This window comes from Streptococcus parasanguinis, from assembly GCF_009717775.1.
Taxonomy (GTDB): domain Bacteria; phylum Bacillota; class Bacilli; order Lactobacillales; family Streptococcaceae; genus Streptococcus; species Streptococcus parasanguinis_AG.
This window is the reverse complement of the sequence record NZ_WMZF01000001.1, coordinates 455,771-471,993: the sequence shown is the minus strand read 5'-3', so window position 1 is coordinate 471,993 and position 16,223 is coordinate 455,771. Positions and strand designations below refer to the sequence as shown.

The following is a 16,223-nucleotide window of genomic DNA, read 5'->3' as shown; positions in this document are numbered from 1 at the left end:
GAGGAAATCTGAACAAAAAAGGGGATCATATTCGATGATGAAAGTTCCAGTTGAAAATCTTGGTCTATTTGAACAGTTAGATCGTACTGTAGTAGCATTTTTTAAGAATCAAGAAATTACAAATCCATATGATTTAAATGTCAGTATTACACAAGAACACCTTGACCAGAAAAAGCAGGAGCTAGAACCTTTAGGCTATCAAGCTGTCCAACTACCATTAGGAATGGCTTTAGATAACGTCATCCAGCAACCTCATTATGAAAACTTAATCATTGGTGGTCTTGCTCCTGAGGAAATAATCGTTAGCAAAGAAGAATTAATACCTTTGAAAGATATCGTGGATAGCTTTTGTATCATGTACGCTGCAGCGAATAACAGATTGGAAAATAGTAAAGCTTATGAATTAATGAAAGATAAGACGGTTTATTTTATTGGTAAACTATTTACAGATTTTCCGAAGGCCGGTGATGAAATTGCTTATTTAGGAATTGATCGAATAGCAAGTGACGGAACACCATATGAAGCAGTTAAATGCTTTTTAACGGAAGAAAGTGCAGAAAAGTATAATAGTGAAAAAAGACCGGTCACCCCTGCAAACCTGGCTTATCTAAAATCATTTTGGGGAAAACCAGTCATTATTGAGCCACACCGTAATTATTGGATCGAGTTTTTATAGAATAATAAAAGAGCGTTAGATAATCAAAAATCTATCGCTCTTTTTCTAATATAAAAATCATTTACATAATTTACATTATGTAATATCACAAACTATCCAAGGCATTTTTCTGCTCATCATTAACGATATGCGTATACAAGTCGGTAACTTGTGTGCTAGCATGTCCCAGCTGATGGCTGACCAAAACCTGTGATTTGGTTGCATCATAGAGACGGGTTGCTAATGTATGGCGAAGTTTGTGGGGAGTCACACGGACTTTAAAATCTTCTGAATACTTAGCCACCATCTTTTCAACGCTAGAAGCATCAATCCGATTTGGAACACCTCGATACAAGGTCAGAAAGAGGGCTGTATCAGTCTTTTCTGTCTTGTAACGTTTGTCTCGAATAGCAAGATATTGCTCCAGATAAGGCTTCGCAAAGGCAGCAACGTTAACTGAGTCACGTTTCCCACCTTTCCGAGTGACATCAATGACCATCATCTTAAGATTGAGGTCACGAAGGTCCAAGTTGACTGCCTCAGATAAACGGACACCAGAGGCAAGAAGGAGTGCGATAATGGCTAAATCTCGCTCTTTATTCTTATTAAAGGAAGATAAGGCGCGATTTGAGAGTGTTTGCGGGTACTCCTGGTCGATATAGTTAAGAAAACCTTCCGTTTCATCCCCTAAAAAGAGCTTTTGTTTGATATTTTCAGCTCGAGCAGCCAAGGTTTCTTTCTTTTTCTTGGTAGCAACCTTCTTCATGACATTACGGTAGAAATAAGGTTCCCCTTGCTCATTTTCAACCTCCTCAGTCAAATACTTATAGAGACTGGACAGTGCGGAAAGGGTACGGTTAATGGTTGTTTGGGAAACCCCGTTTTTTGTCGTATTGGCATTGAGCAGAGGACGTTCACGTAAGTAAAGAATAAAGGATTCCATGTCTTTCTTGGTCATGTGCTCCAGAACGTCCAAAGGGATCTCGGCAATGGTATCAGCATCCGATATACCAGATTCCAAGACCCAGGTGAAAAATCGATCGTATTCCTTTAAGTATTCGTACAAGGTTGTAAAACTGTAGGGAACGGCCAGTTTCGATTGGTAATATTCCAATACGTACCAGGGCATGACTTGTTTGAGTTTATCAATCCGTTCTAATAAGATCTCGCGTTTCATGTTTTTCTCCAAATCTTTCTATACTAGTAGTATAGCATAGCCAGATATATTTTTCAAGAAAATTATAGTTTTTCGGAAAGATGTTATAGGGTTCTTATAGGTTAACTGGAAAAAATTTTTCTCGAAAAAATGTACTTTATTCCCTTGAAAACTAAATCTTTCGCATACTAAAATTCTGTACATTACCTCCTTGAAAACTAAAAATACATTTTTTTAAAATAATGTACATTATAAAAATCTATGATAAAAAAACAGGTTCAAATTTGAACTTGTTTTTTAAATTTTCCTATAAGGAACAAAATGTTCTCTTTTTCGTCTACGCCCTTTACAAAACATACATGGCTCGATAGATCGTTTTACATTTGCAATCTTATCTACGATAGCCATTCTATAACGATGCTCTGGATTATTCTTACAAATCCACCAAAATCTTAATTGCGTATTATTGGTGATTCTTTCTGGATCTCCTAGAATAAGATTGTTAAGATAGTCCCACTCGTTCATCAAATCTTCAAAAGAGATATTATCTTGTCTTTCTTTTAATTCTCCAAAAAATGGACACATTTCTTTAAGATCTTTTGTCTCGGAACTTAAATACTTATTTAATACAATGCTGAAGCGCTCATGAAATTCGAAGTTACATTCTTTACAGCGCCATAAATAAAACCTTTTTTCAGTTAATAATGGAACAAAACTATCTATAGAGACTTTATTATTTGGTGCCCACAATTTTGCTAGTTCAGGGTACAAATAATCAAATGTATTATACCCCTTCAGAGGCTTATCGTTGTTACAGTAAGGACAACACTGAGAAACTTCTCTTCGAATAGTGAACAAGCTTTAATAGTTTCAATAAGAAAAAGTTTGTGAGTGAACAGGATTTAAAGCAAAAAAATAAGAGCCGATGGGCTCTTATAATTATCTCTATAACTTGTAATTTTTTATTTACTTAAAACTTTTCTTTGCCAACTTTTCTCATTACATTTTGGACATTTCATATATCTTGTAGTTCCAAAGTGCATTGCAAAATATACTTTACCGTATTTTGGCACATATTTATTATGGCATTTTTGACATTCATAATAACCTGTTTCTGTCTCTATTTTTAATGCAAATGAAACACCTATTATTAAAAGAACGAATGCTAATATAAACAACAATATTCTTGCTATATTATTCTCTATTAAAAATGATGTAACAAAAATTAGTGTTAAAAAAGATATTGTTGAGCCAAAACCAATAACATTTTCATACATCATTAGTTTTTTATTTTGCATTTCTTCCTTTTTTGCCATTTCTAACAAATTTTTTTCTGCTATCTCATTATAATTATTCATATCAATCATCTCCCCACTTAATAATTCATTTACACTTATTTTAAGTTCATTACATAAATCTAGCATAATTGATGAATCAGGCATTGCTTTTCCATTTTCCCATTTAGATATAGCCCTATCTGTAATATTTAACTTTTCTGCAAGTTGCATTTGAGTCAAATTATTCTTTTTCCTACTTTCAGCTATAAATTTTCCAATTTTAATCTGATCCATAACTTTTACCTCCTTCAATTTAAGTGTAAATTATTATTATTAAAAAGTACACATACCATTGGTTGAGTGGGATATTTTTTATATCAACTAATGGTTGAATAAGTGTAAATTGTCTTTATAATAGTGATACAACTAAGCCAACAATTAAGCAGACAATTAGTCCAATAATTTCTCCAATAATTGAGCCTTTTATATGAAACCAATAGTTATGATATTCTTGTATCATATCTTCCGTACCTTCTATTATAAATTGTTTACTATGGCAAAACCATAAAGATAAATATAATTATTTTTTTCATGATTTATTAATAATACTGACCCTTAGGATACAGTGTACTCCTTTCTAGGAAGAATTCTTATTATCCCTATCTTTATTATAGGCCTACAGCAATTTATATTCAATTATTTATATATGAAGGTAATTTCAGAATTTGAACTTTAAATTTTTTATTATACATTGATTATCATTGAAAATAATGTACAAATTAATTTCTCAGATTAGAGGATATTATGTACTAGAAAACATACAAAATACCACTCCAGAATAATGTACAAAACAAAAATAAAGTACACTCCTTAAAGAATGTACTTTATGCTTCTAATTCAGTTGTATCAATGGTTTAGCTCTTGTTAAGTCAATTGTACATAAACTTTTAGTTTATATAGGACTGTTTTGTATCCCTATCTATACTAGATCCCTTTTAACCACAATAAAATCAGCAAACCTCATGGATCTACTGATTATTTTCTTCTCTAACTTATTTTTCTACATATCGAAATGGAATCTTGCTACCACAGAGCCAATTATAGACTCGATCATTGACTTGAACGTTCATGGCTTCATGAGCATATTCTGGCATAATTAAATGCTCTTTTGGACATTCTAATCGATTATAAATGGCAAACTGCGTTTCAGGATAACAGACATCATCATCTAGCCCGGTAATCATGTGAACCTGTCCTTTAATGCGATGGGCAAAATTTTTCACATCAATATAGGCTAATGTCTCCATGATTTGGTCTTCCGTTTCATGGAATGGATCATGGAATTTGAAATAACGGAAAAGCTCGTCATAGGCTTCACTGGTGTTTCCAATCTCTAATACACGTCTGAAATCCGATAAGAATGGATAAATGGCTACCGTTCGTTGAATTCTTGGATTTAATCCGGCAGCTACCAGGGCCAGGGCACCACCTTGAGATGCTCCATAGCTGGCGAGTTTGCTGTCGTCAACTTGAGGAAAGCTAGCTAAAATTTCTATTAACTGGTAAAGATCTAAGTAGATATCCTTATAAAAGAGATGTTCCGGACCTTCCACGGCTCCGCGGATAATCTGTCCTTTTACAGTATTTCCAAGTGGTGATCGATCTCCGTCTGTTGAATAGCCTGATTGACCTCTTACGTCCATAGACACAACTCCATAGCCTGCTACTGTATAAGCCAACATGTCTGTCCAATCCCAACAACGGCCCATATAGCCATGAAAATGGAAAATAACTGGAACCTTTTGATATCTTTTTGGGAAAACAACCCGCGCATAAACAAGACCATCTCGTGTTCCTTTAAAGCTTAATTCATAACAAACAACATTTGGAATGCTGAAATCTTGTTCTTCGAGCTTGTATTCAGGAAGTTCAACAATCTTTGCTAGGGATTGATCCCAAAAAGCATCAAAGTCTGCGGGAACTTCATCCCGTCCCCTGTAATCTTTCATTAATTCTAGTAATTTAGGATCTTTCATAAAATCCTCCTTGGGTATATGTAATCGCTACCAAAAATGTACCATATTTACTTAAGGATTGCAAGAGACAAATAAAAATTACATAACCGAAATTATGTAATTTACTTATAGATTTAAAAATAAACTTAATTGTTTCACTAGATCTGAATTAGTGGGTAAAGATGAATGATGAGCCTTGCGTCCTTTTAAATTTACTTCTGTATAGGCTTGTTTCTCAAAAATAGATTGTGCTGCTTGTGCACTAGAAAGAGGGACGATTCCGTCTGATTTCCCAGCAAAATTACCGACAAAATTAAGGACCTCTACTTCTTTTCCTAAGCGATGCCTCCATGTTTGAAAATCATCATACATCTCTTGATTGAATTGGTATGGACTTCCAATAATAACCAGCTTGCTTACGGTTAGTTTTTTCTTTTCTAAAAAGCCACTTTCCAATAAACCAGTCAAAACTAGACCACCATTGGAGTGCCCTACTGCCTTAAACTCTGTAAAATGATAGTGATCCAAAAGGTAGGTAAGAGCGATCTTAAGGGATTCGATTTGCTGCTTGATATTGCTGTAACCATCTCGATTATTTTCAAAGCCAATCACAATCATCGGATTCGGCTCTTTTGTATTTAGTCTTCCCTCCATCTCTATAGACTCATCTTTATTGACTTTTATTTTTAAGAGACTCTGCTTTTTTCTAGAATAGCGATGGAGCATGCGGATGGTTCCATTGAAACGCTGAATACTGGCTGAACTACCAGGTACAAAGATGATCGGTCTGATCGGTGGTTTCTTCGACCCTTTTGGGAATTCAAAGGGCTTGCTGTGCGAAGAAAAGAGTCTTCCAAAGAAACGAATGAGTTGTTGAAATAGTTTTTTTAACATGTTTCCTCTAGTAGTAGTTTCTAAAAGAACCCAGAACAGTGTGTTCCAGGCCCTTATTAGAAAGAATTATTTCCGTTTTTTCTTATTTTTGCGCATTTGTTTGGCCATCTTGTTCATCGCCCGTTTCATCATGAATTCGCCGGCTTTTCCTTTGAGACCACCACCGAACATTTGGCTCATATCAGGCATTCCAGCGCCTCCGCCAAGAGCTGATAAGTCAGGCATCCCGCCTTGTCCCATCATGCCTTCGAGGGCAGACATATCAGGCATGCCACCAGGCATATTCTTCGGCATATTATTTGGATTAAGCCCCATTTGTTTCATCATCTTGTTCATATCACCAGAGAGGACACCTTGCATCATCTGTTTAGCTTGGTTAAAGTCCTTGATGAATTTGTTCACTTCGACAAAGCTGTTTCCTGAACCAGCAGCAATCCGACGACGACGGCTAGGGTTCAAGAGATCTGGATTCTCCCGTTCAGCTGGTGTCATGGATGATACGATCGCGCGTTTGCGAGCAATTTCTCGTTCATCAACCTTGAGGTTTTTCATGGCTGGATTGTTGGCCATCCCTGGAAGCATCTTGAGCAGGTCTTCCATTGGACCCATGTTTTGAACTTGATCTAACTGGTCGATAAAGTCGTTGAAATCAAAGGTGTTTTCCCGCATCTTTTCAGCGAGTTCAAGGGAGCGTTTCTCATCGTATTCTTGAGAAGCTTTCTCGATCAGCGTCAGCATATCCCCCATACCGAGGATCCGACCAGACATGCGGTCTGGGTGGAAGGTTTCGATATCGGTTATTTTTTCACCAGTACCAGTGAATTTGATTGGCTTCCCAGTAATCTGACGGACAGAAAGGGCTGCACCACCACGGGTATCCCCATCAATCTTGGTCAAGATGACCCCGGTCACTTCGAGTTGTTCGTTAAACTCACGCGCCACATTGGCCGCTTCTTGACCGATCATGGCATCCACAACCAAGAGGATTTCATTTGGCTCAGCAAGGGCTTTGACGTCGCGCAACTCACCCATGAGTTTTTCATCGATTTGCAGACGACCGGCCGTATCGATCAAGACATAGTCATTGTGGTTAGCTCTTGCCTGCTCCAAACCTTGACGTACGATCTCAACTGCAGGGACTTCTGTACCGAGTGAGAAGACAGGGACATTGATCTGTTGACCAAGAGTCTTCAACTGGTCGATGGCAGCTGGACGATAGATATCGGCCGCAATCATCAAAGGACGTGCATTTTCTTCCTTGACTAATTTGTTAGCCAATTTCCCAGCAAAGGTTGTTTTACCAGCCCCTTGAAGACCGACCATCATGATAATGGTTGGGATCTTAGGCGACTTGATAATGTCTGCTGTCTCAGAACCCAAAATGGCTGTCAATTCTTCATCGACAATCTTCACGATTTGTTGGGCAGGATTAAGGGTTTCAATGACTTCATGCCCTACAGCCCGCTCGCGGACACGTTTGATAAAGTCTTTTACAACAGGAAGGGCAACGTCGGCCTCTAAGAGGGCTAGACGAATTTCTTTGGTTGCCTCTTGGACATCCGCTTCAGATATTTTCCCTTTCTTACGAAGATTTTTAAAGACGTTCTGTAAACGTTCGGTTAAACTTTCAAATGCCATTATTTTCTCCTATTTTTTCAATTCAGTGGAAATCGTCCGAAATGTTGCAAACATTCTAGTTCTTCGGGTGTGACTTCTTTCATGATTTCATTTGGATATCCCCAACAGCTAAAACCTATTTGCATAGCTTTGGAGATATCATTGGGCGAGATAATTTGTAGTCGAGTAGGAAATACTCCCTCTGCGACTAATAGTTTGCAAGGTATTCCTTGATAAATGACGAGACTGCCCATAATCACTCCCGATTGTCAATGCTTGATAAAATTTCAACCTGCTCTTGTAGAAAAGTATCTTCCGGATAGCGTTCTAAAATCTGATCAAAAATCTGACTACGAACAATGTAATCGGAATACATATGGAGTTTCATTTCGTAGTCCTCCAAAATCTTTTCTGTACGTTTAATATTGTCATAGACCGCCTGACGGCTCACTCCAAACTCTTCCGCAATCTCAGCCAAGCTGTAATCATCGGCGTAATAGAGCTCGATGTAGTTCATTTGCTTGTCCGTCAAGAGCGCTGCATAAAACTCAAAGAGCGCATTCATTCGGTTGGTTTTCTCAATTTCCATACCTTTCATTATATCAAAAAAGCCCGCTAAAGACTAGCGGGACTTGATGCTTTTTGAGCTTGAAATAAAAGGATCTATCATTAGAGTTTTAATGCTAACATATTGACTGTCATCCCTGCTGCAGTTCCCATCAAGAAGATGGTATCTCCCTCCTTCACATAGCCATGATCAAGTGCATAGGCTAAACCGAAAGGCACGGCTACCGAAACCATATTGCCATAATCGCTGACAATATTGAGATATTTATCTTTGCCAACTCCCATTTTGTCCATGACGAGTGGCAAGGCCCGGCTAGCTTGATGGGGAATAATATAATCTACAGCATCTTTAGAAATGCCTGATTTCTCTTGGAATTCTTTGAACATTTCTGGAATAACACGAGCAGAAAGTAAGAGAATTTTCTTCCCTTTCATGTCAAACATGAAATCAGTCTTGGTTGATTCAGAGTACAATTTCGGATGATAAGCTGTCAAACCACCCCGAATTTCAGTATCATGTGCTCCCTCAGACCAGGTACGTTGCATGCTGGCAATGATTCCTTTGTCTTGGCTTGTTGCTTCAAAAATAAAGGCAGCTGCTCCATCGCTGAATAATTCAAAACTCTCTTTTTGTTTAGGATTAAGGCCAAGACTTCCTACTTCACTGGATACAATGAGGACACGCTTGTATTCACCACCTTCAATCAGATAGGAAATGGTGCTTAAGGCTGATACAAAACTAGTACAGGTGGTATTAATATCCATGGCTGGAATCGTCAGTCCCTTGGCCACGCGCTCATGGATCAAAGAAGCCGTACAAGGAATAGGCTGAACGCCAACCGCACTAGCCGAAACCAGGCAGTCGATATCTGTCATTTCAAGCCCTGCATGTTTTAAAGCAGCTTTAATTGCATGCTCTGCTAGATCAATCTGTGTTTCTTCTCCTTCTTTCACCCGGTAACGAGTCTGGTCTTTGAAGTTTACTGTATGAGCTGGAAGCGCTGTTCCATAGCCTTTGATTTGTAGATGTCTTTTTACTGTAGTCATAGGATTCTCCTTTTATTGAAGTCGTTGAACACGTTTTAATTTACGTGTTGGGTCCCATTGGTAATCGATAAATTGAATACTTGGGAGGATGAATTGTTTTTGTTGAGCCAAGAGTTCAAATTGGGCAAAAATCGATCGCTCAATAGACTCTGTCCGGTGACTCAAGGCAATGGTAATGGATCCATCTGCCAACTGAGTTACTTGATAGTCCTGAATATTTTCGACAAAGAGAATACACCGTCGAATAAAATCCGGATAGATCATCTGGCTACTGCCACCTTCTTTTTTGAAATAGAAGATATCATCCGATCGCCCTTCGATCTTTGCGATTCGAGTAAAGACGGAACCACAAGGGCAAGGAGACTTTTCTTCCACCAAAATATCATTGAGGCGGTAGCGGTAGATGGGTTGACTCGTTCGTTTGAAATCCGTAATAATCGGATAAAAGCGGCTATCATCTAGATACTCTTTTTCGACATACAAAATATCTTCGTTGAGATGTAGATTGCCTTCTGAACAGGTACAAGCTAAAAATCCCTCTGTTGCTTGGTAGACCTGATCAACCTTGTCTAGTTGAAAAGCTTTGGCGATTGTCTCAGCATCTCGATCCTCTAGGATCTCTGCGACAGAGACAACCTTGACGGGTTGAATCGCAAGTTGCTGATTGCTGACATAGTTGGCTAACTCAATCAAGGTGGAAGCTGGTGCAACCACAATGGTTGGTTGATAGTCTTTGAGACGCTCTAAATGCTCCTTGCTATCCTTGAAAATATCAAAATATTCCAAGCGGATAAGGCCTGAATTAATGGTTTGATAGAGTTCATTGTCCGCTCGTAAGAAAAAGGCAATGCGATGACCAAACAGTTTTCCTTTCGGTAGCATCTTGGCTAAGATCGCTGCAGCCCACATACTTCTTTCTTTTTCTGTGGTGACAAAAACTCCTCGGTGGCCGGAAGTTCCAGAAGACAAGCCTACTGCTACTTCTCCATTCATCTCGGTAAAATCTCGCGTCTGTTCTCCGCGAATCGCCATCTCTAAAGCCTGATCTCGATCCACCCCTAGGGTATTGAGCTCATTGAAATGTGTCATCATGAAGGTTTTATCCATCGTTCCAAAGGATTCGGGAGAATGAGTCTGGAAATAGGGAGATTGAGAGGTGATAAAAGCATGGTAGCGTGCCAATTGCTTATCTTGGTATCGCTTCAAGGCCTCTTTTGAACGGAATCGGTGGCACCATCTGGTTTCAATAAAGGTTTTCAGAAAGACTGTTTTTTTCATTTAAAATCCTTTCAATCCGTTTTTGCGGGTCGTGGCTGACCACAACTTGAATACCATCTTGCAAGAGTGTTTCCAGCAACTCAGTTCCTTTTAAATAAGCCTTCTTATCATCCTGAACCAAGGAAGGAATCAGTCGCATTTGCCCTGTGTAAGGCAAGAGGTCTACTCCCCAAGAAAGATCTGCTCCGATGAAGAGTTTGAGCTCATCCAGATAAAGACAGCCTTGTCCTCTCGCATGTCCATCGATAGACGATACAAGAATGCTCCCATCTCCAAAAAGATCCGCAGTCGGGCGATAGGGGAAAGCAGGATGCCTTTGATCTGCTTTGAGACAAGTCACCCGATCTTTGAAATCAGCTGGAAGAAACTCTTTAAAAATCAGATCTTTAAATTTCGGTTTTTGGTACACCTCATAGACTTCCTGGGTAACAACGAAATGAGCATTTGGAAAAAGTGCTGCTCCACCGAGATGATCAGGGTGCAAATGCGAAAGAATCACATAGGAAATGGCTGCTGGATCAATTCCACGCTCTCGCAATAAATAATCGATCTGGTCTTCTTTTTTCATCTGCATTGGGGTGGCTAGACGGTACCAGAAATACCGTGCTTTTTTCTTAATCTCGTAGTGATAGCCGGTATCGTACAAAATATAGCCTTTTTCACGATGATGAATCAAAAAGACACCTGCTGGAAATTGCATTTTTTCATTCGGAATCCCTTTAAATAAGAGACCAGAATGACTGCTACAATAGCCTGCTGGAAAATAATCAATGCGCTTGATCATGTTGGACATACTTGTCAATCCCTTCTTCAATGGTCATTTTTGGATAGTAGCCAAGTTCTGTTTGGGCCTTTTGAATATCGAGAGTTTGGCTATATCGAAGGAGATAATAAGTGTAGCGAGTCAAGGGGGGTTCAGCTTTCAGATGAAAGAATCGATACACCCCTTCAAGGCTATAAGCCACACCTGCTACTAGACCTGCTGGAATTTTCCGATAGCGAATCGGCTCTCCCAATCCCTTTAGTGTGGTTTCGATCAAATACTTAAAGGTCTTTGGTTCCCCATTTGTAATATTATATACTTGTCCGTGAGCTTCTTTTGCTTCCAGAGCCAAGCGAATAGCTAGGGCGACATTTTCCACACAGGTCATATCCATGAGCTGCTCTCCCCCTCGAATCAAAGGAATTCCAATTTTTCGACTGAGGCGTAAGACACGAGGCAAAATGCTGGTATCCCCCACACCAAATAATCCTCTAGGACGCAAGATGATACTTGGCACATCCGGATAGTCAGAAAAAAGTATTTCAGACGCCAATTTACTTCGGATGTAATTGTTGAGGTGATTTTCTTTGGGAGCATCACTTTCCTTGATGTTTAGTTGGTCTTTGCCAGCTGCGTAAATACTAGGAGAAGAAACGTAAACCAAACGTTTTACCGCATATTCACGGCACAAGTCAAGGACATTTTGAGTACCAACTACATTCGCCTGATAGAAAGCTTTCCAAGGCCCCCAGGCAGTGGATAAAGCTCCAGCGTGAACCACAGCATCAACAGACTGAAAGGCTTGTTTTAATTCCTCAATAGAGCTCAAATCCCCTTTCACAAATTGGACGCGCTCATTTTCCAGGGCCTTCCCAATTTTTTCATTTCGGCCAAAGGCTACAATGGAATAATCGTGAGCCAACAACTCATCGATCACATATTTTCCAAGGAAGCCAGTCGCACCTGTTACAAGTATTTTCATAGTTTCCCATCCGTTCCACGTCTTAATAATCGTTGAATTTCAAACTCCAAGGTATCCAACGGCTTGTAGGTTTTTGAAAGTTTGTTTAGTCTTTCTAACTTTTCCCAAGATTCTTTTTCTAATAGGGCCTTAAAACCTGCTTGAATCTCTTCGGTGCGATTGCGATGTGCTTGAAAAGCAATTCCTGCTTCTACTCCTCGAATCGCATAGTCAAATTGGTCATAATCATGTGGCAAGATCAAGGCTGGTTTTTTAAATTCGATACACTGATAAAAGATTCCAGCTCCTCCATGGTGAATGACATAGTCCATCTGCGGAATATATTCTTTGTAGGGTAGATAAGAGACAACCGTCACATTTGGCGCTACTTCTTCTTCAGAGAATTCCTTTGCCCCATCTCCAAGAGTGACAAAAAAGTGACATTCTGGATGCTCTTTGGCCAACTGCTTGGTTTGTTCTAGCAAATTCTCCTTCGCCCAAGGCAACTGGGTTCCACATGTCACGAGGACCTTCGTCTTGTCCTCGTAAGGACTGAGATCTAAAGGATAATCTTCAGCTTTTTCAAGAGAAGTTCCCAAAGGGCCAAGCCACGCATATTGATGAGGGAAGTGTGTCTTCAACTCTAGCTCCATCATCCCAATTCCAAAGATGGCATAAGGAGAGTAGATGGTCTCCACTCCATTTTGATTGTACAACTTGAAATTGTATCGTTTTAAGCGTTTGCGTAAGAGGAAAGCCCCACAGTATTTTCCAATGCGCGTGAGTTTACGGCATAGTGCTTGGATCTTCTCTTCCTTCTTCGTACGCGCGACTCCCATCCCTCCGAAGAAGCAAGGAGGACCATAAGGAGTTTCGATTGCAAATTGTGTTGCCATGGTGGTAATCCAAGGAATTTCTAACTCTTCTGCCACAAAGCCTGCTGATAGAGTGATAAAGTCAGCAATGACAATATCTGGACGGTTGACACGCCACTCCTCTAGCAATTGATCCGATACATGATTAATCAAATCAAGACTCCTAGACAATTGCCGATAAGCTGAAAAGAGATTGTGTTTTTTATCGTTATTAGCCACACGTTCAAATTCTTCTACTTTGTCCTCTAGAATCGGAACGACCGTGAAGCCGAGACTTTCTGCGACGGCTTTTTTCTGAGGACCCGTGAAAACTCGGATTTCCATAGTTGGATCATCTAATAAGGGTTTAACGAGATTTAAAGTTGGGTACAGATGCCCACTCAAGGGAACAGCTACCACATCGATTTTAATTTTTTTCATTTTTTCCTGCCTTATATCTTTTTTAGATCTAAAACTAGCTTCTATCTATTAATTCGTAAAAAAAAACAAAAATTGAAGAAAAAATAAAATTTTTTTTAAAAATTTTTAAAAATTTTCAATGTTGCCTTTACTATCACTATTTAGAAAGAATGATTTCAACCTAAAAAAGCTCCCAAATGCCAAAGAGAGTGAGCCTCTCACACATTTGAAGAGTTTTCTATTTTTACGATTTGCGAGCTTAGTTATTTTCTAAATAAAATTCGAACCGCTCGCCGACATACTGACTTTTTACATACTCAAAAGCCGTCCCATCTTCAAAATAGGAAACCTGTGTCAGACCTAAAATAGCCTGCCCTTTTGAAATCTGTAAGTACTCCGCAATCTTATCCTTGGCCAATCGCGCATAGATGGTCTGGTGCGACTTTCCAATCTTATAGCCATGACGCTCCAAGGTTTGGAAGAAATGGCTGGTAACCTCTTCACGATTGAAATTCTTAATAAATTTCTCTGGAATAGAGGCCACTTCATAAACAACAGGGATCCCATCGGCATACCGGACCCGCTCCATCCGAATGATGGTTTCTGTCTTATCAATGCCCAATTTGTCCACTTCTTGGAGGCTAGGAATGGTTTTACGGTAAGAAATCACTTGGCTAGAAGGTTCCTTGCCTTGCGATTTCATAATTTCTGTAAAACTGGTTGTGCCTCGCATTTTTTCTTGGACGCGCGTGCTAGTGATAAATGTGCCACTTCCTACTCGTCTTTCAAGCACTCCTTCTTCAACCAGAAGGGTAATGGCCTGACGAAGCGTCATCCGACTCACTTGAAATTTCTCAGCTAGATCGCGTTCGCTGGGAAGGCGCTCCCCGATTTTCCATATTTTTTGATCAATCTCAGACTTAATCTGATCATGGATTTGGATGTAAGCTGGAATCATAACCTTGCTCTTTCTCTGTGTTATCTCTATTGTAGCGTAAAATTCCTAATTCTTCAATCAGAGATTGGTAAAGACATGGCTTTTGTGTTAGAATAGAGGAAAGTAAATTTCTTTAAGAAGGGGATAAGATGACAAACCTATCAACTGATTTGCATGATGTTGAAAAAATCATCGTGCTTGACTACGGTAGCCAATACAATCAGCTTATTTCACGTCGGATTCGTGAAATTGGAGTCTTCTCAGAGTTGAAGAGCCATAAGATTTCTGCTGATGAAGTTCGTGCAATCAATCCAGTTGGGATCGTTCTTTCAGGCGGACCAAACTCTGTATACGAGGAAGGTTCTTTTGATATCGATCCTGAGATTTTTGAACTCGGTATTCCAATCCTTGGAATCTGTTACGGGATGCAATTGTTGACCCATAAATTGGGTGGGAAGGTCGTTCCTGCAGGTGATGCTGGTAACCGCGAATATGGTCAATCCGAACTGACTTTGACAGAATCTTCTGCTCTTTTTGCCGGCACACCAGACAAACAATTGGTCTTGATGAGCCACGGGGATGCTGTTACAGAAATTCCGGCTGACTTTATCCGCACTGGTACTTCTGCTGACTGTCCATTTGCATCCATTGAAAATCCAGACAAGAAAATTTACGGAATCCAATTCCACCCTGAGGTTCGTCACTCTGTTCACGGTTATGATATCTTGCGTAACTTTGCCTTGAACATCTGTGGGGCTAAAGGTGACTGGACCATGGACAACTTCATTGATATGCAGATCAAAAAAATCCGTGAAACCGTCGGAGACAAACGTGTCCTTCTTGGTCTTTCAGGTGGTGTTGACTCTTCTGTTGTTGGGGTTCTCCTTCAAAAAGCTATCGGCGATCAATTGATCTGTATCTTTGTAGACCACGGTCTTCTTCGTAAAGGAGAAGCTGACCAAGTGATGGATATGCTTGGTGGTAAGTTTGGTTTGAACATCGTCAAAGCAGACGCTGCAAAACGTTTCCTTGATAAGTTAGCTGGTGTGTCTGATCCTGAGAAAAAACGGAAGATCATTGGTAATGAGTTTGTATATGTCTTTGATGACGAAGCAAGTAAACTCAAAGATGTGAAATTCCTAGCACAAGGAACTCTCTATACAGACGTAATCGAGTCAGGTACGGATACTGCTCAAACCATCAAGTCTCACCACAACGTTGGTGGACTTCCAGAGGATATGCAGTTCGAACTGATCGAACCACTGAATACTCTTTATAAAGATGAAGTTCGTGCGCTTGGTACTGAACTTGGTATGCCCGACCACATCGTTTGGCGCCAACCATTCCCAGGACCAGGTCTTGCTATCCGTGTCATGGGTGAAATCACTGAAGAAAAACTTGAAACAGTCCGTGAATCTGACGCTATCCTCCGTGAAGAAATCGCTAAAGCAGGTCTTGACCGCGATATTTGGCAATACTTCACGGTTAACACAGGCGTTCGTTCAGTAGGTGTTATGGGTGACGGCCGTACCTACGACTACACTATCGCCATTCGTGCTATCACTTCTATCGATGGAATGACAGCTGACTTTGCGAAGATTCCATGGGAAATCCTCCAAAAAATCTCAGTCCGTATCGTAAACGAAGTTGACCACGTCAACCGCATCGTCTATGATATCACAAGCAAACCACCTGCAACTGTAGAGTGGGAGTAAAAAAAGGTCCGGGGGACCTTTTTTTCATGAGCTAAGAAATAGAAAAGCGAGTTAAAGGTCCATTGGA

General features: G+C 39.8%; 16 protein-coding genes. 2 read left to right on the top strand and 14 right to left on the bottom strand.

Features of this window, described 5'->3' with window-relative positions; genetic code table 11:
• Positions 1-34: 34 nt before the first annotated feature.
• Positions 35-676, top strand: a complete 642-nt coding sequence (locus GMC92_RS02435) for a hypothetical protein (protein ID WP_049483566.1) — start codon at positions 35-37, stop codon at positions 674-676.
• 85 nt (positions 677-761) lie between these two features.
• On the opposite strand, the gene xerS is transcribed toward GMC92_RS02435, so the two are convergent.
• The 14 genes from xerS to GMC92_RS02370 form a co-directional block, all read right to left on the bottom strand.
• Complete coding sequence (xerS, locus tag GMC92_RS02430; protein ID WP_049483475.1) at positions 762-1,832, bottom strand: tyrosine recombinase XerS; 1,071 nt, start codon at positions 1,830-1,832, stop codon at positions 762-764.
• 276 nt (positions 1,833-2,108) lie between these two features.
• Entirely contained in the window at positions 2,109-2,582 is a 474-nt protein-coding gene (locus GMC92_RS02425) for a zinc-ribbon domain-containing protein (RefSeq protein ID WP_241672873.1), read from the bottom strand.
• 191 nt (positions 2,583-2,773) lie between these two features.
• Positions 2,774-3,382, bottom strand: coding sequence for a helix-turn-helix domain-containing protein (locus tag GMC92_RS02420; RefSeq protein ID WP_155199607.1), 609 nt, complete (start codon positions 3,380-3,382; stop codon positions 2,774-2,776).
• A 758-nt stretch (positions 3,383-4,140) separates the two neighbouring features.
• Positions 4,141-5,124 (bottom strand): acetylxylan esterase, encoded by a 984-nt coding sequence (locus GMC92_RS02415; protein ID WP_155199605.1) that lies wholly within the window; start codon positions 5,122-5,124, stop codon positions 4,141-4,143.
• Between the two features lie 105 nt (positions 5,125-5,229).
• The gene (locus GMC92_RS02410) at positions 5,230-5,997 is read right to left on the bottom strand and encodes an alpha/beta hydrolase (protein WP_155199604.1); all 768 of its coding nucleotides are present in this window, start codon (positions 5,995-5,997) and stop codon (positions 5,230-5,232) included.
• A 66-nt stretch (positions 5,998-6,063) separates the two neighbouring features.
• Positions 6,064-7,635 (bottom strand): signal recognition particle protein, encoded by a 1,572-nt coding sequence (gene ffh / locus GMC92_RS02405; protein WP_009731038.1) that lies wholly within the window; start codon positions 7,633-7,635, stop codon positions 6,064-6,066.
• A 17-nt stretch (positions 7,636-7,652) separates the two neighbouring features.
• On the bottom strand, positions 7,653-7,868 hold the full coding sequence (locus tag GMC92_RS10800) for a hypothetical protein (RefSeq protein WP_049514330.1): 216 nt from the start codon (positions 7,866-7,868) through the stop codon (positions 7,653-7,655).
• A 2-nt stretch (positions 7,869-7,870) separates the two neighbouring features.
• Positions 7,871-8,203 (bottom strand): putative DNA-binding protein, encoded by a 333-nt coding sequence (locus GMC92_RS02400; protein ID WP_003001435.1) that lies wholly within the window; start codon positions 8,201-8,203, stop codon positions 7,871-7,873.
• 80 nt (positions 8,204-8,283) lie between these two features.
• Positions 8,284-9,228, bottom strand: a complete 945-nt coding sequence (locus GMC92_RS02395) for a 3-oxoacyl-[acyl-carrier-protein] synthase III C-terminal domain-containing protein (RefSeq protein ID WP_155199603.1) — start codon at positions 9,226-9,228, stop codon at positions 8,284-8,286.
• Between the two features lie 12 nt (positions 9,229-9,240).
• Entirely contained in the window at positions 9,241-10,506 is a 1,266-nt protein-coding gene (locus GMC92_RS02390; RefSeq protein ID WP_155199602.1) for a F390 synthetase-related protein, read from the bottom strand.
• Complete coding sequence (locus GMC92_RS02385) at positions 10,472-11,299, bottom strand: MBL fold metallo-hydrolase (RefSeq protein WP_155199601.1); 828 nt, start codon at positions 11,297-11,299, stop codon at positions 10,472-10,474. The genes GMC92_RS02390 and GMC92_RS02385 overlap by 35 nt, the downstream gene beginning before the upstream one ends.
• Positions 11,274-12,251: an NAD-dependent epimerase/dehydratase family protein gene (locus tag GMC92_RS02380; protein WP_155199600.1), complete on the bottom strand. Its 978-nt coding sequence runs from the start codon at positions 12,249-12,251 to the stop codon at positions 11,274-11,276. The genes GMC92_RS02385 and GMC92_RS02380 overlap by 26 nt, the downstream gene beginning before the upstream one ends.
• Positions 12,248-13,525, bottom strand: a complete 1,278-nt coding sequence (locus tag GMC92_RS02375; protein WP_155124890.1) for a glycosyltransferase — start codon at positions 13,523-13,525, stop codon at positions 12,248-12,250. Before GMC92_RS02375 ends, GMC92_RS02380 begins: the two co-directional genes overlap by 4 nt.
• Before the next feature lie 238 nt (positions 13,526-13,763).
• Positions 13,764-14,462: a GntR family transcriptional regulator gene (locus tag GMC92_RS02370; protein WP_003007291.1), complete on the bottom strand. Its 699-nt coding sequence runs from the start codon at positions 14,460-14,462 to the stop codon at positions 13,764-13,766.
• Between the two features lie 128 nt (positions 14,463-14,590).
• Between GMC92_RS02370 and guaA the strand changes: the two genes are divergently transcribed.
• The gene (gene guaA / locus GMC92_RS02365; protein WP_155199599.1) at positions 14,591-16,156 is read left to right on the top strand and encodes a glutamine-hydrolyzing GMP synthase; all 1,566 of its coding nucleotides are present in this window, start codon (positions 14,591-14,593) and stop codon (positions 16,154-16,156) included.
• Positions 16,157-16,223 lie beyond the last annotated feature (67 nt).